The organism is Kitasatospora sp. NPDC059571, from assembly GCF_042735675.1.
In the GTDB taxonomy this organism is placed as follows: domain Bacteria; phylum Actinomycetota; class Actinomycetes; order Streptomycetales; family Streptomycetaceae; genus Kitasatospora.
This window is the reverse complement of the sequence record NZ_JBHWBW010000003.1, coordinates 23,309-48,648: the sequence shown is the minus strand read 5'-3', so window position 1 is coordinate 48,648 and position 25,340 is coordinate 23,309. Positions and strand designations below refer to the sequence as shown.

Here is a 25,340-nt window from a genome sequence, read left to right as displayed (position 1 = left end):
CGGGCGAGGCGGGCAGGCACGCGGCCGGCGCGGCCGGCGGGCCGAAACACGGACCCCCGCCCGCCCGCCCCCCCGGGCCCCCCGCGCCCCCCCCCCGGGGTGGGGGGCCGCCCGGCCGCCCCACGGCCCCCCGGGCCGGGAGGTCGCCCGCGGCCCGGACGATCCCGGGCGGGCGCGGGGGAGGGGTCAGCCGTCGCCGGCCCGATCGGGCTGTTCCGTGCGCCACGACAGCTCGATCTCCAGCTCGATCCCGCCGTCCTCCAACTCGACCTCGATCTCGGTGTGCAGTTCGTCGGGGATCCGCAGCGTGAGTCTCCCGGGGCCGAGGTCCAGCTCGGCCTGGCCGCCGCGCCTGAGCGCGGCCGCCAGCGCGTCGAGCTGATCGGCGGCCTCGGTACGTGACAGCGTGCGCTTCTGCTCGAACTCGAGGTCTTTCACGGGCACCTCCCGGCCGGCGGGTACAACAGGCGTCTCCCATTCTCACGCCGGTCGAACCCATCGGCCCGGCGGCGCAGCCCGTACGCCGTGCCCGCGGCGTTGCCCGGGCCCGTCGGGCGGGGGCCGCGCCGCCTCTGCGCCGGGGTTGTCCGCGGGGTGCGTCACCACGGCACTTGACCGGCGTCGTCGAAGAACCGGCCGGTGGGGCCGTCGTCGGGCAAGGTCGCCAGTGTGATGGCGATCGCCGCGCCCTGTGCGGGAGTGCGCACGCCGCGGAACCCGTTGAGGTCCGTCGCGACGTAGCCGGGGCAGGCGGCGTTGATCAGGACGTTCGTGCCGCTCAGCTCCCGGGCGTACTGGAGGGTGACGGCGTTGAGGAACGACTTCGACGGTGCGTACGCCACGGCTATCGGACCCGTGGTCTGCTCGGCGGCGGGTCCCGCCTGCCGGGTGAGGGAGCCGACGCTGCTGGACATGTTCACGATCCGCGGCGCGGCGGATCGTCGCAGCAGCGGCATCATCGCGTTGGTGACCCGGATGACGCCGATCACGTTGGTCTCCACGACCGTTCGGACGGTGGCGGGATCGACCCGGGTGGGCTCCTGCGGGAAGCCGCCGGCGATGGCGGCGTTGTTCACGAGGACGTCGAGGTGTCCGGCCTCGTCCTCGATCAGTCGTGCGGCGGCGGCGGTGCTCGCGTCGTCGGTCACGTCCAGCGGTACGCCGAAGGCGTCGATGCCGCAAGCCCGCAGCTTCTCCACCGCGGCCTCGCGGCGCCGGTCGTCGCGGGCGCCGACGCCGACGCTCCAGCCGAGGGCGCCCAGACCCGCGGCGATCTCGTAACCGATTCCCTTGTTCGCGCCGGTGACCAGCGCAATCGTTCGTTCGCTCATGGGGCCATGCTGCCGTCGGGCCTCGGCGCGGGTCCAAGACCGATCGAGTGGGCGGCGATACCGTCCGGGTATCGATGCGGAGTAGCGTGGGCGTATGGAGACCCGGGAACTGCGCTACTTCATCGCCGTCGCCGAGGAGTTGCACTTCGGGCGGGCCGCACGGCGGCTCGGCATGGCGCAGCCGCCCCTGTCGCGGGCGATCCAGCAGCTCGAGCGCCGGCTCGGGGTGGCGCTGCTGGACCGGACCAGCCGCACCGTCGCGCTGACCGAGGCCGGTTCGGTGCTGCTGGCCGAGGGCCGGGCGGCCCTGGACGCGGTCGACGCCGCGGAGCGCCGGACCCGCCGCGCCGCGCCGTCCGCGCCCGGCCGTCCCGGCCTGGTCCTGGTCGCGAAGGCCTCCGCCTCCCGCGAACTGCTGGCGAAGCTGCTCGACGCGTACGCCGCCGAGCCCGGCGCGGTCCCCGTCGAGGTCACCCTGTGCGGCCCTGCCGAGCAGGAGCGGCTCCTGCGCGAGGGCCGGGCGGACGTGGCGCTGCTGCACCGGCCGTTCGACTCGACGGCCGGGTTCGACACCGAGGAGCTCGGCACGGAGGGGCAGGTCGTGGTACTGCCGGCCGGGCATCCGCTCACCACCCGGGCCCATGTGCACATGGCGGACATCACCGGACTGCCGGGACTGCCGCTGCCGCGCTGGCCCGACCCGGACGGCACCTACCCGCCCGGCCCCGGTCCGCAGGTACGGGACCACGCGCAGCTGCTGCAGCTCGTCGCGCTCGGCCGGGCGTGCGCGGTGTCACCGGAGTCGTGCCGGGCCCAGCTGCACGACGACCTCGCCGCCGTGCCCGTGCTGGACGCCCCGGTCGTGACCACCGTGATTGCTTGGCCACCGCACTGCCGGTCCAGGGCCGTCGCCGATCTCGTCCGGACCGCCACACGCCTGTAGTTCGCCCGGCCATACCACGGATCCTCCGTTGGGCTCATCAACTCCCATCAAAGAATGCCCACTTGAGTGAATGCGCTATCGGGCGCCGGCGCAGCCGTCCCTGGGGTGGGCCAATCTGTCGAGTGCGAACGAGGCCCTCGGCGCCCGGCCGGATATGGCAAGTGATTGCCCAAAAGCCATGTTTGACGCTCAGTCAGGTGAATCCGCGACGGACTATGCTGCTGCCCCCAGCCCGGCCCGCTGCGCCGCCGTGACACCGGCCCGCATGCGGTCCGCAACCCGGAATGTGGCCGGCCGCCTTCAACGAAGGGGTGAACGACCGGATGCCGTCCGCCGGGACGATCGGCCGCACCAGTGCAGAGTAGGCAGGGAAGGGCGAGCGATGATTCACCAGCGGACCAATATGGACTGGATGCTCAGGGAGTTGGCGGAGGGCGTGCCGCACGCGCGCCACGTCATCGTGCTCTCCGCGGACGGCCTGCGGATGGCCCAGTACGGCACCGAGCCCGATACCGCCGACCGCCTTGCCGCCGCCTGCGCCGGGCTGCAGAGCCTGGCCGCGGCGGTGGGGCACGAGTTCCCGAACGGCGATGGTCGGATGCGGCTCGTCGTGATCGAGGTCGGCGGCGGATTCTTCTACCTGATGGCGGCAGGGTCCCGTGCCTATCTCGCGGTACTCGCCGACGAAGGCGTGGACGCCGGGCTGGTGGGCCAGCGGATGAGGGACCTCGTCGCCCGGATCGGCGAACATCTCAGCACGCCTCCGCGCAACGGCGAGGAGGTCGCGTGAGTGCAGCCGGCCGGGACCGGGAGGGGGAGCCGACGGTGCTCGGCTCCGAACGCCCCCACGTGATCACGCGCAGCTGCAGGGGGCCGACCGCGCGGGCGGCCCTCCTTCCCTCCTGCCGTCCCTTCTCCCCTCCTTCCATCGACGATCGCCTCGTGCCCACCCCGGAGAGACCGTGACCACCCCGTTCCCTGACGACGCCGCCCTCACCCCGCCACTCGGGTGCCCCGCCCACGGACTTTCCGCCGACGGGCCCGCCCCCGGTGGGCTCCGCCGCCTCCACGGACCGGAGGCCGAGGCCGATCCGGCGGGCCTCTACGAGAAACTCCGTGCCGAGCACGGCGAGGTGGCACCCGTGCTGGTCCACGGGGACCTCCCTGCCTGGCTGATCCTCAGCCACGCCGCGAACCTCACCGCCATGCGCACGCCGTCCCGGTTCTCCCGGGACTCACGCCGCTGGACGGCGTTCCAGAAGGGCCTGGTCGCGGCGGATTCACCGCTGATGCCGGTGATCGCCTGGCAGCCGCTGTGCGTGTTCGCGGACGGCGAGGAGCACAGGCGTCTGCGCACAGCGGTCACGGACGGCCTGAACCGCTTCGACCGGCGTGGGATCCGACGCCATGTCACCCGGTTCGCCGACCAGTTGATCGAGGAGTTCGGACCCTCCGGCAAGACCGATCTGGTGGCCCGGTTCGCCGAACGGCTGCCGATGCTGGTGATGACGGAGTTGCTCGGCATGCCGGAGGAGTACGGGCCCCGGCTGGTCGACGCCGCCCGCGACATGATCAAGGGCACCGAGACGGCGGTCGCGAGCAACGACTACATCGTGGACGTACTGCGCCGGACGATGGAGCGCAAGCGGGTGTCACCGGAAGCCGACCTGGTGACGTGGCTGATGCAGCACGAGGCCGGACTCACCGACGACGAGGTCATGGAGCACCTGCGGACGGTCCTCCTCGCCGCGAACGAGACGACCGTCAACCTGATCGCGGACACCCTGATGATGGTCCTCACCGATCGGCGCTTCCGCGCCCACCTGGCCGGTGGCCAGATGACGCTTCCGGACGCTCTGGACCAGGTCCTCTGGGACTCCCCGCCGTTCCTGTTGATGGCGGGCCGCTGGGCCACCGTCGACACCGAACTCGGCGGCCAGCAGATCAAGGCCGGCGACATGCTCCTGCTCGGCCTGGCGGCCGGGAACGTCGATCCGGCCGTCCGTCCCGACCCGTCGAGATTGCTCCTCGGCAACCGTGCCCACCTGTCGTTCGGCCGGGGCCCGCACGAGTGCCCCGGCCAGGACATCGGCCGGGCCATCGCGGAAACCGGCATCGACATCCTGCTGACACGTCTGCCGGACCTCCAGCTCACCGTCACCGAGACCGAATTGACCTGGACCTCGTCCTGGCTGGCCCGCCACCTGGTCGAGCTCCCGGTGTGCTTCACCCCGCGGACGACCACGGCACCGACCGCTGCCGCCGAACCCACTGCCCCCGCGACGCCACCGGCGGCGCCGGTGGCACCCGCACCGGCCGCCTCCCAACCGCCCGCCCAGGTGGCGGCGCCGGAAGCCGGAACCCCGGGCGCCACGGCCCCCCGAAGGCTGCGCGACTGGTGGCGCGTGCTGACCGGGAGGTTCCGGCGCTGATGCCGGGGGCCACGTCCGCGCCCGGCGGGTGCGCCCGGCGGGTGCGGCCGGATCAGCGGCCCGCAGGCGCCGCACGGCGGCCGGGTCTGGGCCCTCTCGCGGAGGAGCCGGACCGGCAAGACCGGCCCACCGCCCCGGGTGCCGCCGCGCGCCGGGCGACCGCACCTCAGGGACGGGCCCTGCTCGAAGCCGCACCCGGGCAGCTGTCACCCGCACCTGGAGACGCCGGTGCGCACGGGCTCCAGTGTCTGACGTAGTCGACCTGCAGGTCGGTCGGGGCCATGACGGGGGCCCAGGCGGCGGTGGCGTTGTCCAGCACCGGGTACTCGGCACTGGTCATGGTGAACGGGAGGGTGGCGACCTTGCTGCCGTCGTAGTACACGTCGACACCGGTGCCGCTGGTCCACACCCCGCCGAAGGTGTGCCACCCGGGAGTTGCCACGGCGCAGCCGGCCGGGTCCGCCGGCTCGGGGTGGACCGACCAGCACGAGCCGGCCGATCCTCCCCCCTCCCACCAGTCGATCTCGCCCTCCGCGGGCCAGGCCACGGTCCACCAGGCAGGCCAGTTCGCCACCTGCGAGCCGGTGAGCGGGACATTGATGCGGGCCTCGAAGGCGCCGCCGGTGAATGCCCGCCTGGCCGACACCGAGCCCGAGGCGTAGTCGCGCACCACGGCCCCGCCGGCGCACGCTGCCGTCCCGAGTTCGAGGCGGAGGTGGAGGAAGCCGTCGGACTCGGTGACGTGCTCGGGGTCGTAGCAGTTGAGCGCGCCGTTGGGGGCGTGTTCCTCGATGTTCCACTTGGAGGTGTCGACCGTCGTCCCGTCGAAGTCGTCCGACCAGTCCAGCTGCCACGTCCCGGGGATGCCGAGCGGGCCGTCGGCGGTCTGCGCCGAGGGTGCCGGCGCCGGTGCGGGCGGGTCGGTGTCCTGCAGGACCGGCACCTGACAACCCGTGGCGACGGCGACGGCAAGGGCGGCCGAGACCGCCGCGCTGCGCCGCATCACCGGCGGCGACCAGCGGACGGGCCGCTCGCGACGGACGAGTGGCCGGGGCCCGCATCAACCGCCGCCGTATCGGCCGTGACCGCGGTGCGGTCACCGTCGAACGCCGGCCCATCGCCCCGGCCCCCCGCGGGGCTCCTGTCAGCAGTCACGGCGGTCCCCATCCTGAAGAGGCAACTCGGAAGGCGCTCGCACCGCGCCGGCCGGCACCGTGGTCGGCGAATCGCGGCGTCGCCCGCGGATCCCGCCGGGCTTGCGGGCCCCGGGACGCCGCCTGCCCTCCCGCGATCGCCGAGGTCGGCGCGCCCCGTCCGGCGCGGCCCACCGATCACCCTGATCGGGGCCCTCCGGGGCGGCAACTCCAGCGGAGAGCTCGATCACCTCGTGTGACCTGCGTGCGGGTGTGCACAAGCGTGCGCCGCCCGTCGGCGCCTGCGCCATCGGCTCGCACGGCGGCGTCCGCATGCCGTGTCCCGCCCGGCCGCTCCCCGGCTCGACCGTGCGGATCCCGTGCACGAGGATCGCGCCGAAGAAGGGGGAGCGCAGGCGGACGGGCCGCGCCCACCCCGCGATGACCGGTCGTCATCGACCCGGACTGCCGGGCGGTGTCGGGGACGAGGTGTTGCAGGGCCCGGGAGGCCGGGCACGCTGTGGCGGACCAGCGGATCGCCGACCGGCTGGCGGTGTTTCAGCGGGACTGTCGGCAGCGCTCGGAGCGCCCGTGGGGGCGAGCGGCCCGGAGGGCGGGAGAGCGCAGCGGGTGCCGCTCTCCGGCCCTCCGGCGCTCCGGCTCAGGCTGTGGGGGTCTTCTGTGCGGTGTCGGCCGCCGCTGCTTCGAAGCCTTCGCGGATCCGGAGCCTGGGGCGCAGCAGGACGAGGTAGAGCACGCCGGCGAGGGCGATGATGCCGACGGAGATGGGGACCAGCCAGCGGTCGAAGAACGAGGTGCCGTACGGCGGGGTCTTGATCGCCAGGACGATCATGGCGGTGATGCCGTAGGCGAGTGCGCCCAGGTTGACGGCCCATCCCCAACGGCCGAGGGTGAAGGCGCCCGCCGGTCGCCAGCCGCGGCTGCGGCCGATCAGGGAGGCCAGGACCACGCTCTGGAAGCCGGTGTAGATGCCGACCACGGCGAAGGTGATGACGCGGCTGACGGTGGCGCTGGGCAGGAAGGCGATTGCGGCGGGGATGATCGCGGTGACCGCGATGGCCCCGGGCGGCATGTGGAAGGTGGGGTGCAGGTTGGACAGCCGCCGGGAGCCGACGATCATGCCGTCGCGGGCGAACGAGTAGACCAGACGGGTGGCCGCGGCCTGGATGGCCAGGGTGCAGGAGACGAAGCCGAGGACGATCAGTGCGAGGACGAACTTGGTGCCGACGGTGCCGAGTGAGCCGACCACCAGACCCAGGGGGTCGGCGACCTGGCCGCTGATCACCTGGGCGAGGTCGGGGACGGCGAGGATGAGTCCGAGGGTCAGCACCACGGTGGCCAGTCCGCCGACGCCCAGCGTCATCCGCATCGCCCGCGGGATCTTGCGGGAGGGGTCCTGGACCTCTTCGGCGATGTCGCCGCACGCCTCGAAGCCGTAGAAGATCCAGACGGAGAAGAGTGCGGCGGCCAGGAAGGCGCCGGTGTAGTGCCCGGCGCCGGCGCCCTGGGTGTGCAGGACGACCGAGATGCTCTGGTGGCGGTGGAAGAGCAGCAGCCAGCCGCCGAGTCCGAGGGTGCCGACGACCTCGACCAGGACGCCGAACTGGGCGACGACGGCCAGTCGCCGCACGCCGAGGAGGTTGACCACGGCGCAGAACAGGATCACGGCAACGGCGGTCGCCACGGTGTTCCACCGGGTGGGCTGGTAGCCGAGCAGCGGGCCGGCGAAGTTGGCGATCGGGAAGGCGACCGAGGCGATGGTCACCAGGAGCGCCCAGGTGTACATCCAGCCCGAGAGCCAGGCGTACCGCGGGCCGACGAGGTGCTTGGCCCACTGGTAGACGCCGCCGGCGATCGGGTACTGCGAGGCGACCTCGGCGAAGGTCAGCAGGACCAGCAGCTGGCCGAGCATGACGACCGGGATGGTCCAGAAGAAGGCCGGGCCGCCGGTGGCGAGCCCGTAGTCGAACAGCGAGTAGACCCCGACCAGCGGAGAGAGGTAGGTGAAGCCCACGGCGAAGTTCGACCACAGGCCGAGGGCCCGGGTCAGCCGGGGCCGGTAGCCGAGCGCGGCCAGTTGTGCGTCGTCGGTCTCGGCCTGGGACACCGAGGAGGGCGTGGGGGATGACGCAGACATGACGGATGTGCTCCTAGCGTGGAGGGATGCCGCAGCCGCCGGGCCCGACCTCCGGCCGCGGACCGCTGCGGCCGAACGGGACCCGTAGGCAGAACGCCACGAGTCGGCAGATTCAGTTGCCGTGAATGCGAAACACTGTCGAAACCAGCTGCCAGCAGCGGGTTCGAATGGTGAATCCGAAGAGTAGGGACACGACCGGTGATCCGCTAGACCCCGCACCGACTTTGCTCGCATCCGCGATGCGCCGGGCCTCGGCCCGGCTCGGTGGGGACGTCCGGCGTACAGGTCCGGGGCCGAGGTGTCGTGCCTCTCGGCCGGCGGTTCTCAGGCGGGCCCGAGGCGGGCCTCGGCCGAGAGGTGAACGCGAATCAGGCCTGCCCGTCGCGCCAGCGGCCGCGTAACACTCCGCGGGCGGCCTTCACCCGGTCGGCGGCTTCCCGGGGCCGTGACGGCCTCCCCGCCGCAGGCTGGGAGAAACCGCCCCGTCCGGAGGAGCTGGCCATGCTGCAAGGGTTCAAGACGTTCATCATGCGCGGCAACGTGGTGGATCTCGCCGTCGCCTTCGTGATGGGCGCCGCCTTCGTCGCCGTCGTCAACAGCCTGGTGAACGACCTGCTCACCCCGCTGATCGCGGCGATCTTCGGCAAGCAGGACTTCTCGGCGCTCACCTTCACGGTGAACCACAGCACGTTCCGCTACGGCGCCTTCATCAACGCGCTGATCTCGTTCGTCCTGATCGCCGCCGCGCTGTACTTCTTCATCGTCGCACCGATGAACACCATGGCCGAGCGCAAGCGCCGCAAGCTCGGCCTGCCCGCCCAGGAGGAGCCCCTCACCGAGGTGGAACTGCTCACCGAGATGCGCGACCTGATGCGCGGTGACGCGGGCCGCCGCTGAAGAACCTGCGACGGCGAGTTGCGCAGGGAGACGGGAGAGGGCAGGGGCCGGCCTTCCTGGTGGCGGGCCTGGGGGGTTGTGGTCGCGGTTGCCGTTCGTGGGGTGGGCGGGGACTGTGGGGGGTGGAGTGCGGTGCCCGTGGGTGTGTGTCGACCCTCGCGCAGACCTGTGCGGCGTGGCGCTCGTGGGTGGCGCGCCGGTGGCCGTGGTCAGGCGCGCGCCGCCGCCCTGTCGTCTCCCCGACCGTATGGGAGTTCAGCTCATGACCGAGGCTCGCCCCGACCGGTCTGTCGCCGGCCCGGTTCCCGTCGGGGACGCGGTGTCGGCAGTCCCGCACGTGTCCGGGGGCCCGCTCGCGGTCCCGGACCTTCGGAAGGTCGGCATCTGCCCGGACTACTGGTATCCGGTGGCGACGTCGCGCAGTGTGCGCCGTAACCGGACGTTCGCGGCGGTGTTCGCGGGCGAGCGGATCGTGCTGTACCGGGGGAGCAGCGGCACCGTCCATGCCCTGGAGGACCGGTGCGCGCACCGTCAGGTGCCGTTGAGCATGGGTGTGGTGGAGGGCGAGGTGCTGCGCTGCTGCTACCACGCCTGGGCGTATCGCGGGAACGGTCGCATCTCGCAGATCCCGTACCTGCCCAAGGGCTGCGAGCGGCCGCCGCGAGGTGTGCGTGCGTACCCCGTTCGCGAGGCCTACGGCCTCGTGTTCGTCTTCCCCGGGGACGAGGCCCTGGCGGAGGCGGCGCCGTTCCCGTTCCTTCCCGAGTACCATTCCGCGGCGCATCGGACCATGACGTTCTCCCGCACCGTGCGCTGTCACTACTCCTTCATGCACGAGAACCTCCTCGACATGAACCACCAGTTCCTCCACCGCGGGGTCCTGGGCCGGATCCGGCCCGAGCTGCTCGGCTATGACAGCGGCCCCCGCCATGTGGAGGCCCGCTACCTGTTCGTTCCGGCCGGGGGCCGCAAGGACCGCGGCGCGGGTCTGCTCTCCGCGGAGGGCCTCGGCGGCAAGGACCGGCCCGATATCGTCACCATCCGCACCGAGTACCCCTACCAGCTCTTGCGCGACGTGCCCGAGGGTACGGACCTGCCCGCGTTCTCCCTCTGGGCGGCGTACGTGCCCGAGGACGCCGAGCAGCGCGTCAACCACGCCTACGGTCTGCTGATGATCGCGAAACCGCCCGTGCCGGGCGCGATCCACCTTGCCTGGCCGCTGATCCGCCGCTTCACCGAACGCGTCTTCGCGCAGGACCGGATGGCCGTCGAGGCCGAGCAGCGCGCCTGGGACGAGCAGCGCGAGGACCGCAACCACGAGGTGTTCCCGCTCATCCTCGACGTGCGCGACGTGCTGCGCAGCAACGGCGTGCCGCTGCCCGAGCGCCCGGCACCCGACTGCGGTCCGTGCGCCCTCGCCGCCCCGCCCGGGGCGGCCGCTGCCCGCGGCACCGCACCCGCCGCCGCGCCGGCGGACCGCGCCGGCGGGCCGTCGGCGGTTTGATGAGTGTGCGGGACGGGAGCGGCCCGGAGCCCTCTTCGCGGTCGGCAGGGGCGGGGCCGTCATGACTCAGGATCAGATCCTGCTGGGTGTCGGCCTGACCGTCGCGCTGGCAGTGGGCTCCCAGATCCTGGCGAGCAAGCTGCACGTCCCGTCGCTGATCGTACTGCTGCCCGTCGGATTCACGGCCGGGGCACTCACCAAGGTGGTCCGGCCCGACAACCTGGTACCCGACTTCACACCCCTGGTGTCGCTCGGGGTGGCCGTGATCCTCTACGACGCGGGGCTGGGTCTCGATCCGCAGCAGATGAAGGGCGAGACGCGGAGTGTGGTGACGCGGCTGATCCTGTTGGGGATCCCCGTCACTGCCGGAGCCTGTCTGGGACTGGTCGCTGCCCTGTTCGCCGTCCCGTTGGCCGTGGCCCTCATGATCGGTGTCATCCTCGTCGTCTCCGGACCGACCGTCGTCGGCCCGCTGCTCGAACATGCCAGGCCGGCCGGCCGGGTGCGCTCCGTCCTGAACTGGGAGGGGACTCTCATCGACCCGCTCGGCGGCATCCTCGGTGCCGTCGTCTTCCACCTCATCGTCCGGATGCAGGACAAGGAGGGCTACCGGGTCGGCCTGTTCTTCGGGAGCATGGCCGTCGGGCTGGCCGGCGGTGCCGTCGGTGTCGCGGTGCTGTGGTTCACGCTGCGCGGGCTGCGGCTCGGCGGAACGCTCGGCACACTCGCACAGCTGGCCACGGTCGTCGCGGTGGCCGCGGGTTGCGACATGGTCCTGGACGACACCGGGCTCATCGCGGCGATCGTCACCGGCATCGCCGTGGCGAACCTGCCCGGCTTCGACATGCCGGCCCGCCGCCCGTTCTTCGAGACGGTCGTCCAACTGGTCATCGGTCTGCTGTTCATCTCCATCTCGGCCTCGGTCGCGCCGAAGTCCGTCGTCTCGGTGCTGCTCCCGTCGCTGGCGCTGATCGCGGCGCTCGTCCTGGTGGTGCGGCCGCTGGTGTCCGTCGTGGCAACGGCCCGGACGGCCGTCGGCTCCGGGGAGCGGGCCTTCATCGGCTGGATGGCGCCCCGGGGCATCGTCGCCGCCTCCACCGCCGCGACGTTCTCCGTCTCACTCGTCCACGTGGGCCTCGCGGGCGCCGACAAGATCCTGCCGATCACCTTCCTGGTGATCGTCGGAACCGTCCTGGTCTACGCACTGACTGCCGGGCCGGTGGCCGTGCGGCTGGGGGTCGGCGAGTCGGCACGCTCCCGGCCCCTGCTGGTCGGCGGCGCACCATGGGTGATCGACCTTGCCCGGTCGCTTCGCGCGGCGGGTCTGGACGTCCTGATGTGGGCCGGACTCCCCCAGGAGAGGGACCGGATCAGGGACGCCGGGATCGAGCTGGCCGCGGGAGAGCTCCTGGCCACGGCCACCGATCCCCGGGCCCGTCTGGAGGGCGTGACGACCGCGCTGCTGCTCACGGACGACGACGACCTGAACGCGCTTGCCGCGGTGGTGGTGCAGGACAGTCTGGACGGTCCGGTGTACCGCATCGGCCCGCATCCCGGCGGTGAGGGCATCGTCGCCCCGTACACCGGCGGCGGCGTCCTCTTCGGGCCCGGCCTCGTCCGGAGCGTGCTGGAGTCCCGCCACGAGCACGGCGCGCGCTTCGTCGTGCAGCCCGCCGCCGACCCGCTCCCGACCGGCCACGAGCTGCTCTTCGTCGTCCGGGCCGACGGCCGACTGGAACCCGTCACCGAGGGACAGGACGTCGTTGGGGCGGGCGACGACACGCTCGTGCTCCTCGGTCCCGTGCCGAACGCCTCCGCGCTGCCGACCGGCGCCCACGGCCAGGTCTGAGCGCCCGTGCCGGCTCCGATCCGTCCGCCCGGACCGCCTGCTCGGATCAGCCGTGCCCTGCGTCGATGCGCCGCCCCGCCGGCCGCCAGAAGCGTCGCTGCGGGCGGAGGGTGAGGACGCCGACGATCACGAGGACGACGACGTTCAGGAGGAGTTGGAACAGCGATCCGCGAGGCTCCGACCAGGTGGATCAGGTCCATCCGAGATCCTCCCGCCGCCGGGGGCCCGCTGCCGCACACGGCGCAGCGGGCCCCTCGGGCGGCGGCTCGCGAGCCGCCTCAGCCGGCCGGGTCGTACCAGGTGTCGTTGCCGGTGAGGAGGGCGTCGGCCTCCTTGGGGCCCCAGGAGCCCTTGGCGTAGGGGTGGACCGGGACGGCATCGCCCAGCACGGGGTCGACGATGCGCCAGGCGGCCTCGACGGTGTCCTGCCTGGCGAACAGCCAGCGGTCGCCGTCGAGTGCGGCGCCGATGAGCCGGTCGTAGGGGCGCATGTCCGAGCCGGGGATCTCGCTGAAGGCCAGCTCCTCGTGCTTGGCCTGCCAGCCGCCGCCGGGCTGCTTGCCCGCGAGCGTGAGCGCCACCTGGGTCTCGGGCCAGATCCGGAAGCGGAGCATGTTGGTGGCGGGTGCCGGGCGCAGGCCGAACACGTCGTGCGGGGCGCCCCGGAACCGGACGCTGATCTCGGTGGCGGTCACCGGGAGGCACTTGCCGGCCCGGATGAGGATCGGCACGTCGGCCCAGCGCCAGGAGTCGGCGGTGAGGCGGATCGCGGCGAAGGTCTCGACGGTGGACTTCGGGTCGACGCCGTCGACGTCCAGGTAGCCGTCGTACTGGCCGCGCACGATGTGGTCGGTGGTGAGCGGCCTCAGCGAGGCGACGGCGAGGGCCTTGGAGTCGCGCCAGGCGCTCAGCCCGTGCCCGGAAGGAGGGTCGGCCAGGACGGTGGCGAGGACCTGGAGCATGTGGTTCTGGATGACGTCGCGGATCGCGCCGGTGCGGTCGTAGAACCGTCCGCGGTCGGAGACGTCGAACGCCTCGGCCATGGTGATCTGGATGCTCTCGACGTGGTTCCGGTTGAGCAGCGGTTCGATCACCGAGTTGGCGAACCGTGCGAACAGGACGTTCTCGACGGGGTCGAGCCCGAGCCAGTGGTCGACGCGGTAGATGGCGTCCTCGGGGAAGTACTCGTGCATGGTGGCGTTGAGGGTACGGGCGCTCGCCAGGTCGGTGCCGAAGGGCTTCTCGACCATGATGCGGGCGTCCTTCGCCCGGCCTGCGGTGGCGATGCCCTGGGCGATCCGGCCGAAGAGGGGCGGCGGCACCTCGAGGTAGTAGAGGGCCCGCCCGCCGCTGCCCATGGCCTCGGACATCGCGCTGTAGGTGGCGTCGTCGCCGAGGTCGCCGTCGACGTAGCGCAGCAGGCCGAGCATCCTGGTCGCGGCGGGGGACTTGGGGTCCATGCCGTTGAGGGTGAGTGAGGCCTCGGCGTAGTTGCGGAACTGCTGCAGGTCCCAGCCGGCCTTGGCGACCCCCACCACCGGGACGTCCAGCACGCCGCGATCGACCAGGCCGACCAGGGCGGGGAAGGTCTCCAGCTTGGCGAGGTCGCCGGTGGCGCCGAAGATGACCAGGGCGTCCATCTGTCGTGTCGTCATCGCTGACTCTCCTTTGGGGTCCGGGCGGTCATCGCAGCCGGTCGGCGATGTGGTCGCCCACCCGGAGCGCGTTGGCGATGGCCGTGAGGGACGGGTTCACGGCGCCGATGCTGGGGAAGAAGGAGGTGTCGACGACGTAGAGGTTGTCCACGTCGTGGGCCCGGCAGTTGACGTCGAGGACGGACGCCTTCGGGTCCGAGCCGAAGCGGAGGGTCCCCGCCTGGTGGGCGGTGGCGCCGATCGGCATGCCCTTGTGCAGGTAGATGCTGTGCGAGAGCAGGTGGTGCGGGTGCATGCCGAGTTGGCCGAGCATCCCCTGGAGCTTGTGGCGCAGCCGCTTGAGCCCGGCGATGTTGTTCCTCTCGTCCAGGGCGAGGTGGATGCCGCCGTCTGCGTCCAGCGTCACCCGGTTGTCGGGGCGGGGCAGGTCCTCGCCGCACAGCCAGAAGTCGACGGCGTGGTGGGCGAGCACCTCGAAGGGCATGTCGGGCGAGACGGCGCCGGCCCAGCGCGGCGCTTCGCCGTGGATCTGGTCCGAGTCGGACTTGCCGAGCATCTGGATGCCGCCGAGCGGATAGTCCCAGTCGTCCGCGCCGAGGTACCAGTCGTTCAGGGCGAGCGTCTTCTGGAACAGCGTGGGGTTCGGCTCCTTGGAAACGGCCATCAGGGCCAGGTTGTTGTGCCGCATGTAGTGGCGGCCGACCATGCCGGAGCTGTTGGCCAGTCCGTCCGGGTGCCGGTCGTTCGCGGAACTCAACAGCAGGACTGCCGAGTTGACGGCACCGCAGGAGACCACCACGATGCCGGCGGAGAAGGTGGCGGTGGTTCCGTCGCCGAGCTCGGCGACCACACCGGTGACGGTCCGGCCGGCCGGATCGGTCTCCAGCCGGCGGACGTTCGCGCCGGTGATCAGGGTGACGTTGTCGTGCTCCAGGGCCGGGTCGACGCAGATCACCTGCGCGTCGGACTTGGCGCCCAGCAGGCAGGGGAATCCGTCCACCCGGTCGCAGCGGATGCAGGCGCTGCCGTGGACGGCCCGTCCGTGCTCGTCCTGGGTCAGGTCGACGCCGATCGGCAGGTGGAAGGGGTGCAGGCCGTGCTTCTCCAGGTCGTCGCTGAGCTGCTGGATGCGCGGTTCGTGCTCGACCGGCGGGAAGGGGTACTGGGCGCTCGTCGGGCCCTCGGTCGGGTCCTCGCCGTGCCTTCCGTGCACCAGGTAGAGCTGCTCGGCCTGGGTGTAGTACGCCTCCAGGTCCTGGTAGTCGATCGGCCAGGCCGGTGAGACGCCGTCGTGGTGGCGCAGTTCGCCGAAGTCCTCGGGGCGCAGGCGGAACAGTGCGGCGCCGTAGAACTTGGTGTTGCCGCCGACGTAGTAGTTGACCTCGGGCGGGAACTCCTTGCCGTCCTTGTCGTACCAGTATTCCGGGGCGCGGTACTTGCCCTTGACGAAGACCGCGGTGGAGTCCCAGTTGTCCCGCTCGCGCGGCAGGTAGTCACCGCGTTCGAGGACGAGCACGCGCTTGCCGGTCGGCGCGAGCCGGTGGGCGAGCGTGCCGCCACCCGCGCCGGTGCCGATGACGATCACGTCGTAGTGCTGGTCGCCTGCCACGGAGGGTTCCTGATCTGGAGTCGTAGCCTGCCCTGCGCCCGACCGCCCCCGCGGTGACCATCGCGGTGGGGGGGCACATCACGCACCACCGCGTCGGCAGGACAAGTCCCGTCCTCTGCAAACTACAACCGGGCGGGCCGGGCGGCACCTCAGGGACGGTACGGGGGACCGGGGCGGCCGGGATCCCCGGCCGTGCTGCGCGGGCCGCCCTGCGCCGGCTGCGGGACCATGGATGTGTTTCCACGGTCGTTCACGTGAGGCCGACCCGCCGTTCCGGCGAACCCGCCCACCGCGCGGCCGGCCGGGACCGATCGGCCCCGGCCCGGAGGTGCACATGACCGCGACGGCCGGTGATTCCACGGCGGCGAGGGCGATGCTGCCGTACGCGGCGCAGGAGCTCGGTGGCCTGCCCGACAACTGGCGGGCCCTGGTCTGGGACGGTCGTGGCCCGGCTCCGGACGACAGGGCGATGGAAGCGGTCGAGTTCTTCGTCGTCCCGTACACCCGCACCGACGCGGCGTTGCCCGTGCTGGACCGGCTGCCGGCGCTGCGGGTGGTGCAGTCGCTGAGCGCGGGGGTGGAGAACCTGCTGCCCCACGTGGCCGAAGGCGTCACGCTCTGCAACGCCCGCGGGGTGCACGACACGAGTACGGCCGAGCACGCGCTGACACTGCTGCTCGCCGCGCTGCGCGGGATCCCCGAACTCGTCAGGGCGCAGGAGGCGCAGCACTGGTCCGCGGGTTTCCGTCCGGCGCTGGCCGATCGGACGGTCCTGATCCTCGGATACGGGGCGATCGGCGCCGCAGTCGAGGCCCGGCTCGCCCCGTTCGAGTGCGAGGTCCTGCGGGTGGCCCGCACCGCCCGGCACGCGCCGCGCGGACCGGTGCACGCGATGGAGGACCTGCCGGCACTGCTGCCGCGGGCCGACGCGGTGGTACTGACCCTGCCGCTCACCGAGCGGACGAGGGGCCTGGTCGACGCCGGGTTCCTGGCCGTGCTGAGGGACGGTGCCGTCGTGGTGAACGTCGGCCGCGGAGCCGTGGTGGACACCGCGGCACTGCTCGCCGAGCTGCACGCCGGGCGCCTGGCAGCGGCACTGGACGTCACCGACCCGGAGCCGCTCCCGCCGGGGCACGCCCTGTGGACGGCGCCGAACACGCTGATCACCCCGCACGTGGCCGCCACCACGTCGGCCTTCCGCCCGCGCGCACTGGCGCTCGTCCGTGCGCAGTTGATGCGGTACGCCGCGGGCCGGCCGCTGGCCAACGTGGTGTCCGCCGGCCGGGGGGGGGGCCCGCGGGGGCGGGCCCCCCCCGCGCCCCCCCCGGGGGGAGCGCGCCGCGCGGTGGGGCGAGGGGGGTGCCCGCGCCCCACGGGCGGCCCCCCCCGCCCCCCCCCCGCCGCCCGCCCCCCCCCCCGCCCCCAGCACTCCGGTGTGAGCGCCCGTCAGAGGATCGCGATCGGGTTCACCGGGGAACCGGTGGCACGCGGCAGCCGCAGCGGGGCGACCACGCACAGGAAGGACCAGCGCCGCTCCCGGACGCAGAGCGGCACGAGGTCCTCGAACTGCAGGTAGTCCAGCAGGTGGAGGCCCATGGCGTGCACGGCGAGCACGTGGACGGGATAGTCCACGCCTTCCGCCGGGGAGGGTGCGGCGTCGTTGTTGCCGTCGCTGCCGAGGGCCGCGACCCGCCGTTCCGCAAGGAACTCCATGGCGGCCGGGTGGAGTCCCGCGCGGGCCGTGGAGGCGTCCCAGGGGCCGCACTCGGCCCGGCGGCGGCGGTGTCCGACCCTGACGAACAGCAGGTCGCCCGGGCCGACCCGGACCCCCTGGGCGGCCTCGGCCGCGGCCAGTTCACCGGCGCCCACCCGTTCGCCCGGCTCCAGCCAGGGCACCCCGCGCAGTCGTGGGATGTCCAGGAGGACGCCCCGGCCGACGATTCCGTCCCCGACCAGGTCCACCGAGAGCGCGCCGGCCCCGTGGGCGGTGAGGGTGTCCGCGTCCACGCCGCCGTACAGCGTTCCGTCGTAGACCACGTGGCACAGGGCGTCCAGGTGGCTGTCGGCGTCACCGTGCACGTTCATGGCGATGTGGTCCCGGGCGAAGTCCAGGCCCTGGTCGGGCACCCGGCCGGCCACCGCGCCGGTCATCCGGTGGACGGCCGGTTCGGGGTTGTCCGGGCCCGGGCCGGTCTCCACCGGTGCGGCCAGGGAGACCCGCAGCCCCGCCCGCACCTCGCGGGCGGCGGCCGCCACCCGTGGCGGGGTGAGCTCGGCGAGAGCGCCGTCCGGCCGGTCGCGGCGCAGCCGCCAGTACAGCTCGCGGAACTTGGCGGCGCCGACCGTCGCAGTGGTGGGATCCGCGGTCACTCAGAACCCCTGCTTCGCGTCCAGCGCGTCGTCCAGGGTGTTGGCCGCCATGATCAGGGAGAGGTGGGTGAAGGCCTGCGGGAAGTTGCCGAGCTGCTCACCGGAGGGGCCGATCTCCTCGGCGAACAGGCCGACGTGGTTGGCGTAGGTGAGCATCTTCTCGAAGGCGTAGCGGGCCTGCCGCAGCCGCCCCGCGCGGGCGAGCGCGTCGACGTGGAGGAAAGTGCAGAGGCTGAAGGTGCCCTCGGAGCCGCGCAGGCCGTCGGGCGAGGCGGCGGGGTCGTAGCGGTAGACCAGGCTGTCGGAGACGAGCTTGCGGTCCATCGCGTCGAGGGTGGACAGCCAGGCCGGGTCACGCGGCGCGAGCAGGCCCACGCGCGGGATCAGCAGCAGCGAGGCGTCCAGGACGTCGCCGTCGTAGTGCTGGACGAGAGCCTTCTCCTGCTCGCTCCATCCCCGGGTCATGATCTGGTCCAGGATCGCGTCGCGGGTGCCGCGCCAGCGCACGATGTCGGCGGGGCGGCTGAATTCCTCGGCCAGGCGGATGCCCCGGTCGAAGGCGACCCAGGTCATCACCCGGCTGTAGGTGAAGTCCTTGCGGCCGCCGCGGGTCTCCCAGATGCCCTCGTCGGGCCGGTCCCAGTTGTCGGCGAGCCAGTCGAGCATCCGCGCCGTCGACTGCCAGCTGCGGTAGCCGGCCTGGATGCCGATCTCGCGCCCTTCGGCCAGCGCGTACAGCGCCTCGCCGTAGATGTCGAGCTGAAGCTGGTCCATGGCGGCGTTGCCGGCGCGGACGGGGTACGAGCCGCGGTACCCCTCGAAGTGCTCCAGGATCTCCTCGGTCAGCTCCGGGTCGCCGTCGACGCGGTACATGATCTGCAGCCGTTCGCCGGGCATCTCCAGCCGCTCGTGGAGCCGGTCGCTGAGCCAGTGCGTGTAGGCGCGTGCCTCCGTGGTGAAACCGAGGTCGAGCAGCGCGCGCACCGAGAGCGAGGCGTCCCGCACCCAGGTGAAGCGGTAGTCCCAGTTGCGCTCGCCGCCGACCTGCTCGGGCAGTCCCATGGTGGCGGCTGCGATCGGTGCGCCGGTCGGGTGGTAGGTGAGCAGTTTGAGGGTGATCGCGGACCGGCGGACCATGTCGGGCCAGCGGCCGCGGTAGTTGGCGGTGCGGACCCAGTCCTGCCAGAAGTTGACGGCGTCCCACAGGGCCTCGGTGATCCGCCCCTCCTCGGCGGGGGGCGGCGCGGCGCCGTCGGCGGCACAGACCGTGAGCACGGCGCCGGCCCTCTCGCCGGCGTTGAGCGTGACGGTGCCGGCCACGTCGTCGCCGGCGCGTTCCACGGGGAAGGTGGTGCGCAGGTGGCAGGCGATGCCGGGGGCGTGGAAGGCGGCGTGCCGGTCGTCTAGGTGGAGTTCGTGGGTGGCACGGCCGTAGTCGAAGCGGGGCCGGCATTCGAGGGTGAACGTGACGGTGCCGCGGACGACACGGATCGCGCGGATCACGGTGTGGCGGTCGGTGGGGGTGCCGGAGGTGTCGGGCGGCATCCAGTCGATCAGTTCGCCGACGCCCTCGGGGGACATGAATCGGGTGACCAGGACGGCGGTGTCCGGGTAGTACAGCTGGCGGTAGGTGACGTCCTCGTTGTCGGGGCCGATGCGGAAGTGGCCGCCGCGGTCGTGGTCGAGCAGGGCGGCGAAGATGCTCGGCGCGTCGACCCTGGGCGCGGCGAACCAGTCCATGACGCCCTTGGCGGAGACCAGCGCGACGGTCTGGAGGTCGCCCACCAGGCCGTGGTCGGCGATCGGGGGGTAGCGGTCCATCAGTACTCTCCGTGTTCGAGTTCCGGCCCCCTGGACGAAGCTATCCGAGGCCCTTCTGCCTCGGCTCTCACTGTCGGCGGTATCGGCCGTCCTGCCCCCCGGACGGTCGAACCGGCCTGCCTGGGCTACGCGTTGTCCCCGGGCAGCCCCGCGGTCGAGGTGTCGGTGTCGGCCAGCGGCTCCAGCCGGCCCTTCGTGTCGAGCCGGTATACCAGCACCAGGGCCGGGCCCACGAGCACGACCGCGACGAGCGTCACGATCCCCAGCCAGCGCAGGGTGTGTGCGGCCCCGGCGGCCTGGGCCACCGTCAGCGTGGTCGGCAGGAGGTAGGGCCGCTGGGCGAACCCCCAGGCCAGCACGGCCAGTGCGACGGTCGCAACCGAGGTGTGGCGGGACCAGCCGTAGAGGCGGCGCACCAGGAGCAGGACGGTGACCAGGCCGCAGACGCCGGCCAGGACGGCCATCAGCAGTCCGAGGCCGCCGGTGAGGCCGTCCCACACGTACCGGGCGTCGTCCCGGGTGACGGGCAGGGCGATGAGGGCGAGGACGACGAGCGCCGCGAAGGCGATCCAGGCCCGCAGGCGGAAGTAGTCGACGAGGTCGTCCGCACCGAACCGCCGGGCGTCCGAGCAGAGGAACACCGCACCGAGGAAGGCGGTGGAGGCGATGGCCATCAGGCCCGCCATGAGCGAGGTCGGATTCGCCCAGGCGTCCGAGGACGCCTGGGTGCCCACCGCGACCCGCCCGGAGGCGATGCCGCCCAGCACGGCGCCGAGGAAGAACGGCGTGAGGAGCGACGAGATCGCGAACGCGGCACCGTAGACGCGCCGCTGGGCGATCCGGCGACTGGGCTTGCGCAGCGCGAATCCGGCACCGCGGAGCAGCTGCCCGACGGCCGCGAGGGCGAGCGGCAGCCACAGCGCCTCGAAGACCGCCTGGAACATGGCGGGGAAGCCCGTCCACATGAGGATCAGGATGAAGATCAGCCACACATTGTTGACCTCCCAGACCGGTGCCATGGCGTGGTCGATCAGCCGGCGGGGCCGTTTGCCGCGCTCGGCGCCGCCGGCCAGCAGGTCCCAGAAGCCCGCACCGTAGTCGGTCCCGCCGGCGCAGGCGTAGGCGGCGATCGCGAGCACCAGCAGCCAGGCGATGACGTCGGCCATCATCGGGCACCGCCGGAGGTCGTGCCGGACCCCTCGCGGACGACCCCGGCCTCGTCGGGCAGGGGCTCGCGCCCGGGGCCGTAGGGAGTGTCGGTCTCGGGGGCGGGTGTCCCCCGTACGGCTGCGCCCTCGTCGGCGGCACGCCAGCGGGTCCGCATCTTCAGCAGCACGGCCAGGAAGGACGCGAACACGGCCGCGTACAGGACGATGACGATGCCGAACATCGTCCAGATGCCGGCGGAGTGGGTGGTGGTGACGGCCTCGGACACCCGCATGTTGAAGTAGACGATCCAGGGCTGGCGGCCGACCTCGGTGGTGATCCACCCGCACTCCACGGTGATCAGGCAGGCGGCTCCCGCGAGTGCGGCGCAGGAGAAGAACCAGCGGTTGATCGGCAGGTCCCGGTGGCGCCACCAGATCCAGGCGTACCAGAGGGCGAGCAGGATCAGCACGCTGCCGATGGTGGCCATGAGGTCGAAGGCCCAGTGCACGATGGTGGCTTCCGTCGGCGTGGGGCGGTCCGACGCCGACACGGCGGTCAGGCCGGTCACCTGGGTGCTGGGCTTGAACCCGGCGAGGATGGAGTCCAGCTGTGGGATCTCGATCCCGCCGGAGATCGTTCCGTCGCCGTTCAGCCGGCCGAAGATGTACTCCGGCACGTGGGTGCCGGTCTTCCAGACGATCTCCATGGCGGCGAACTTGGTCGGCTGCTTGTTGAAGACGGCCCGGGCGGCGGAGTCACCGAGGAAGAACTGGACGGGGGTGAGGATCGCGGCGACGGTGAACGGCAGGGTGAAGCCGAGCTTGTGGTAGCGGTCGCGCCGCCCTCGCAGCCAGCCGACCGCGTACACGCCGGCGACCACGTAACCGGCAGTCATGAACATCGCCACAATGAAGTGCCAGTACTGGGGGCCGAACATCGGCGTGAAGATCGCCTGCCGCACGTTGACGTTGACGGGATTGCCCTGGGAATCCAGGGTGAAGCCCTGAGGCGTGTTCATCCAGGAGTTGGCCGCGATGATGCCGAACGCCCCCATCGCCGCGGTGAACGGCAGTGGCACGGCCAGCCACCAGTGCGTCCACGGCTTGAGCCGGCGCCAGCCGTAGAGGTACACCGCGATCAGGACGGCCTCCAGGAAGAACGCCCACGCCTCCACGCCGAAGCCGACACCGAAGACGTCGCCCCAGCGCCCCATCATCCCCGGCCACAGCAGGCCGAACTCCAGGGAGAGGACGGTACCGGTGATGATCCCGATGGCGAACTGCACCGCCATCACCGCCGACCACCGCCGGGCCAGCAGCAGGGCCACGGGATCGTTGCGGCGCAGCGCGCGATAGTGCATCAGGACCGTGATGAACGGCAGCGCGACTCCGAACGGCACCAGCAGGATGTGCGAGGCCAGGGTGAAGGCCATCTGCTCACGAGCGGGCAGGAGCTGGGGAGGGGTGTCCGCCAGGTGGGCGGCGATGCTCAGCATGTGCGCCTCGATGGTCCGCCCCGCACACGGCGGGGCTGAGGGGGAACGGCAACGGTACGGCCGACCGGGACCGGCCGGGCGACGTCAGGACGAGGTGGCGGACGGCTGCGCGGCGGCGGAGGGAACGGGCGACGCAGCCTGGTCGGGCATGGTGAAGGCGCGTTCGCGTCGTGAGCCGGAGGCGAACACGACGGCCCAGCTCAGCACCGCGCCGAACCTGCTGCGGAATCCGGTGAGGAAGGCGAGGTGGATCAGGAGCCAGGCCAGCCAGCCGGTCCTTCCCGACAGGTGAAGCGGGCCGGCCTTGACGACGGCTCTCCCGCGGCAGATGTAGGCGGCGCTGCCCAGGTCGACGTACTTGAAGGGCTTCGGCTTCCTCTTCCGGCCCTCGATGGAGTGGCGCACGGCGCGGCCGGCGTAGGCGCCCGTCTGCATGGCGACCTCGGCGAGGCCGGGCAGCCGGTCCAGGCTCATCACGTCGCCGGTGACGCGGATGTCCGGGTGCCCCGGGAGAGTGAGGTCGGGTTCGACCGCGACGCGACCGGCCCGGTCCCGGGTCGCGCCGGTGGCCCGGGCCAGCGCCGCGGCGATGGGCGGGGCCTCGACCCCGGCCGTCCACAGCACCGTGCGCGCCGGGAACCTCGTGCTCGCCCCGTTCCTGTCCTTCACGGTCAGCCCGGCGGCGTCGACACCGGTGACCATCGTGCCGAGGTGGATCTCCACGCCGAGATCGTGCAGGGTGCGGGCCGCCCGGCCGGCCAGGCGGGGGCCGAACGCCCCGAGCACGGCGTCGGAACCCTCGAAGAGCAGCACGCGGGCCTGGGCGGAGTCGATGGCGCGGAACTGCCGGTCGAGGGTGTGTCCGGCGATCTCCCTGATCTGTCCGGCGAGTTCCACCCCGGTCGGCCCGCCCCCGACCAGCGCGAAGGTGAGCCACTGCCGGCGCTCCTCCGGGTCGGCGGCCGTCTCGGCCATCTCGAACGCGCGGTAGACCCTGCGGCGGATGCCGAGGGCGTCGTCCAGGGTCTTCATGCCGGGCGCGTGCTCGGCGAACTCCTCGTGTCCGAAGTAGGACTGGCGCATACCGACCGCGACGATCAGGTCGTCGTAGGGGACCACCAGGTCCCCGCCGCCGGGCCGCTGCGCGTGCACGACCTTGGCGTCGGGGTCCACGTCGGTGGCCTCGGCGAGCAGGCAGTTCACATTGTGGTGCCGGCGCAGTACCGCGCGCAGCGGCTGCGCGATCTGGCCCTCCGAGAGGATCCCGGACGCGCACTGGTACAGCAGCGGCTGGAACAGGTGGTGCGCCCGGCGGTCGATCACGGTGACCGCCGCCGGTGCGTGCCGCAGGGCGCGGGCGGCGAACAGTCCGGCGAACCCACCGCCGATGATCACCACCCGCCGGGGCGTGACGTGGTCCTCCATCATCTCCCCCGGGGCGCGCCGGCCGTACCTGCGACCATGATCTCTCCTCCGGGCATGGCGAAGGACCCTGCGGCCGTGCACACATCAGGCCGTCGGGATCAGTCGATGGGCGCGTTCCGGGCCGGGTCTGCGAGCCGCCGGAGCGCGGTTCAAACGAAAGCACGCCGTTCGGTGGGCCGACAGCCTGGCGCGCCGAACGGGTGCCCTCCTGAAGTCTCGTCACCGGAACGGAGCAAGGGGCCGTGTGGTTGACAGGCGCCGAGGACGGGTGTTCGGCGGCATGCCGACGTGTCGCCGGGCACCACGCGGTCGGACACCCCGTTCGGTCCGCTCGTCCGGGACGCACGCGGGCGGGCGGTGGTCCGACTCGCCCACCCCTCCGGCGAGCACGGCGCGGATCTCTGGCTCGGCGAGGGCGCGGACTTCCTGCAGATCCACACCGGTGACACGCTCTCGGAACCGGACCGGCGCCGCGCGCTCGCGGTCGAGCCGATGTCGTGCCCGCCGAACGCCTTTGCCGACGGGGCCGCGGTCGTCGCTCTCGAACCCGGCGATCACCACACGATGCGCCGGGGCATCACCCCGTGGTCCGGGTGACGACCCACCCCGTCCGGGAGGCACCCCCGTCACCTCCGCCCTCGCCGCTCCGCCCGGCCCGCCGCCCGGTCCCTCGGAAGGCTGCGAGCCCGGTGCGGGTGGTGTTCCGAGGGCGTTCGGTGCTGGTGGACAGGGGGACGGTGTCGGCCCTACCTTTGGGCGATCTTCGCGGTTGATCGCCGCGGAACCGACTGGGCAGGGAGTTCGTGGCGATGTCTGCTGTACCGGCCGAGGTGCGTCTGCTCGTGCGGGCCGCGGTCCACCGCGGGCGTTTCCGGGATCCGGCCGTGTTCGGATGGATGGCGCAGGCGCTCCTGGCTCTCCAGGCTCTGGTACAGGTGGTGCTGGCCTTCACACCGCAGACCGGACCCCAGGTCTTCGCCGTGACCCAGAACATCACCACGCCGCTGTTTCTCGCCACGAGCGCGGCCTTCCTGGTGTGGTTCCACCGGTGTCGCGTCAACGCCGAGGCCCTTGCCCCCGGCCGGCACCGGTACGCGGTCGGCACGGCCGTTGCCGTCTGGTTCGTCCCGGTCCTCATGTGGTGGGCGCCCCGGCGGGCCGTCCTGGACATCTCCCGGGCGGGCGGCAGCGACCCCGCGGGCGTACGGCTCGTCAATGCCTGGTGGGCGGCGTGGCTGATCAAGTCGGTCGGGCTCACGGTATACATGGTCGTCGACCTCGACGGCGACCCCAGTGCCGTGTGGATGGCCGCCGTCAACACCGCAGCCGCCGCACTCGCCATCACGGTCGTCCACCGCATCAGCCGCAGCCAGCGGGCACTGCTCGCAGCCGGCTCCACCCCCACCTGAACACCGCGTCAGGCGCCGACACGCCCCGGGGCCCGAGCCGACCCGCAGCGCGCCGGCGGAACGGCGTCGGCCGCTCCCCGGCCGCAGGCCGTGACGACGCTGGAGTTCCGGGCCGCGTTCGACCACCGGCAGGCGTCCTGGTCCGGCCCGCCACCGGGAG

The 25,340-nt window shown here is 72.5% G+C and carries 19 protein-coding genes and 1 pseudogene; 9 read left to right on the top strand and 11 right to left on the bottom strand.

Annotated elements, in window-relative coordinates; genetic code table 11:
- Positions 1-186: 186 nt before the first annotated feature.
- Entirely contained in the window at positions 187-438 is a 252-nt protein-coding gene (locus ACFV0G_RS01335) for an amphi-Trp domain-containing protein (protein WP_380539639.1), read from the bottom strand.
- A gap of 161 nt (positions 439-599) precedes the next feature.
- Complete coding sequence (locus ACFV0G_RS01330) at positions 600-1,331, bottom strand: SDR family NAD(P)-dependent oxidoreductase (protein ID WP_380539636.1); 732 nt, start codon at positions 1,329-1,331, stop codon at positions 600-602.
- 94 nt (positions 1,332-1,425) lie between these two features.
- Between ACFV0G_RS01330 and ACFV0G_RS01325 the strand changes: the two genes are divergently transcribed.
- The 3 genes from ACFV0G_RS01325 (at position 1,426) to ACFV0G_RS01315 (ending at position 4,706) form a co-directional block, all read left to right on the top strand.
- Positions 1,426-2,274 (top strand): LysR family transcriptional regulator, encoded by an 849-nt coding sequence (locus tag ACFV0G_RS01325; RefSeq protein ID WP_380539633.1) that lies wholly within the window; start codon positions 1,426-1,428, stop codon positions 2,272-2,274.
- Between the two features lie 382 nt (positions 2,275-2,656).
- Positions 2,657-3,064, top strand: coding sequence for a roadblock/LC7 domain-containing protein (locus ACFV0G_RS01320; protein ID WP_380539630.1), 408 nt, complete (start codon positions 2,657-2,659; stop codon positions 3,062-3,064).
- A gap of 172 nt (positions 3,065-3,236) precedes the next feature.
- Complete coding sequence (locus tag ACFV0G_RS01315; RefSeq protein ID WP_380539627.1) at positions 3,237-4,706, top strand: cytochrome P450; 1,470 nt, start codon at positions 3,237-3,239, stop codon at positions 4,704-4,706.
- A 166-nt stretch (positions 4,707-4,872) separates the two neighbouring features.
- Here ACFV0G_RS01315 and ACFV0G_RS01310 read toward each other — a convergent pair whose 3' ends face one another.
- Complete coding sequence (locus ACFV0G_RS01310; protein ID WP_380539624.1) at positions 4,873-5,712, bottom strand: hypothetical protein; 840 nt, start codon at positions 5,710-5,712, stop codon at positions 4,873-4,875.
- Between the two features lie 788 nt (positions 5,713-6,500).
- On the bottom strand, positions 6,501-7,997 hold the full coding sequence (locus tag ACFV0G_RS01305) for an amino acid permease (RefSeq protein WP_380539621.1): 1,497 nt from the start codon (positions 7,995-7,997) through the stop codon (positions 6,501-6,503).
- A 501-nt stretch (positions 7,998-8,498) separates the two neighbouring features.
- Between ACFV0G_RS01305 and mscL the strand changes: the two genes are divergently transcribed.
- The 3 genes from mscL (at position 8,499) to ACFV0G_RS01290 (ending at position 12,247) form a co-directional block, all read left to right on the top strand.
- Positions 8,499-8,894 (top strand): large conductance mechanosensitive channel protein MscL, encoded by a 396-nt coding sequence (gene mscL, locus ACFV0G_RS01300; protein ID WP_380539618.1) that lies wholly within the window; start codon positions 8,499-8,501, stop codon positions 8,892-8,894.
- Between the two features lie 262 nt (positions 8,895-9,156).
- Positions 9,157-10,398 (top strand): Rieske 2Fe-2S domain-containing protein, encoded by a 1,242-nt coding sequence (locus tag ACFV0G_RS01295; RefSeq protein WP_380539615.1) that lies wholly within the window; start codon positions 9,157-9,159, stop codon positions 10,396-10,398.
- Positions 10,399-10,459: 61 nt separating this feature from the next.
- Positions 10,460-12,247: a cation:proton antiporter gene (locus ACFV0G_RS01290; protein WP_380539612.1), complete on the top strand. Its 1,788-nt coding sequence runs from the start codon at positions 10,460-10,462 to the stop codon at positions 12,245-12,247.
- A gap of 278 nt (positions 12,248-12,525) precedes the next feature.
- Here ACFV0G_RS01290 and zwf read toward each other — a convergent pair whose 3' ends face one another.
- On the bottom strand, positions 12,526-13,902 hold the full coding sequence (zwf, locus tag ACFV0G_RS01285; RefSeq protein WP_380539609.1) for a glucose-6-phosphate dehydrogenase: 1,377 nt from the start codon (positions 13,900-13,902) through the stop codon (positions 12,526-12,528).
- Between the two features lie 28 nt (positions 13,903-13,930).
- Positions 13,931-15,511, bottom strand: coding sequence for a GMC oxidoreductase (locus ACFV0G_RS01280; protein WP_380539606.1), 1,581 nt, complete (start codon positions 15,509-15,511; stop codon positions 13,931-13,933).
- Between the two features lie 232 nt (positions 15,512-15,743).
- Here ACFV0G_RS01280 and ACFV0G_RS01275 point away from each other — a divergent pair.
- Positions 15,744-16,772: pseudogene (locus ACFV0G_RS01275) on the top strand (2-hydroxyacid dehydrogenase); the annotation flags it as partial.
- Between the two features lie 185 nt (positions 16,773-16,957).
- Here the strand turns inward: ACFV0G_RS01275 and ACFV0G_RS01270 are convergent.
- The 5 genes from ACFV0G_RS01270 to ACFV0G_RS01250 form a co-directional block, all read right to left on the bottom strand.
- A complete protein-coding gene (locus ACFV0G_RS01270) occupies positions 16,958-17,881 on the bottom strand; it encodes a cyclase family protein (protein WP_380539603.1) in 924 nt (307 codons plus the stop codon).
- Entirely contained in the window at positions 17,882-19,702 is a 1,821-nt protein-coding gene (locus tag ACFV0G_RS01265; protein ID WP_380539600.1) for a glycoside hydrolase family 15 protein, read from the bottom strand.
- Positions 19,703-19,827: 125 nt separating this feature from the next.
- The gene (locus ACFV0G_RS01260) at positions 19,828-20,871 is read right to left on the bottom strand and encodes a cytochrome d ubiquinol oxidase subunit II (protein ID WP_380539597.1); all 1,044 of its coding nucleotides are present in this window, start codon (positions 20,869-20,871) and stop codon (positions 19,828-19,830) included.
- Positions 20,868-22,346, bottom strand: coding sequence for a cytochrome ubiquinol oxidase subunit I (locus ACFV0G_RS01255; protein WP_380539595.1), 1,479 nt, complete (start codon positions 22,344-22,346; stop codon positions 20,868-20,870). The genes ACFV0G_RS01260 and ACFV0G_RS01255 overlap by 4 nt, the downstream gene beginning before the upstream one ends.
- Positions 22,347-22,430: 84 nt before the next feature.
- Entirely contained in the window at positions 22,431-23,774 is a 1,344-nt protein-coding gene (locus tag ACFV0G_RS01250) for an NAD(P)/FAD-dependent oxidoreductase (protein WP_380539592.1), read from the bottom strand.
- Positions 23,775-24,059: 285 nt separating this feature from the next.
- Here ACFV0G_RS01250 and ACFV0G_RS01245 point away from each other — a divergent pair, with 285 nt between their 5' ends.
- Entirely contained in the window at positions 24,060-24,368 is a 309-nt protein-coding gene (locus ACFV0G_RS01245) for a hypothetical protein (RefSeq protein ID WP_380539589.1), read from the top strand.
- 212 nt (positions 24,369-24,580) lie between these two features.
- Positions 24,581-25,180: a DUF4328 domain-containing protein gene (locus tag ACFV0G_RS01240; RefSeq protein WP_380539586.1), complete on the top strand. Its 600-nt coding sequence runs from the start codon at positions 24,581-24,583 to the stop codon at positions 25,178-25,180.
- Positions 25,181-25,340 lie beyond the last annotated feature (160 nt).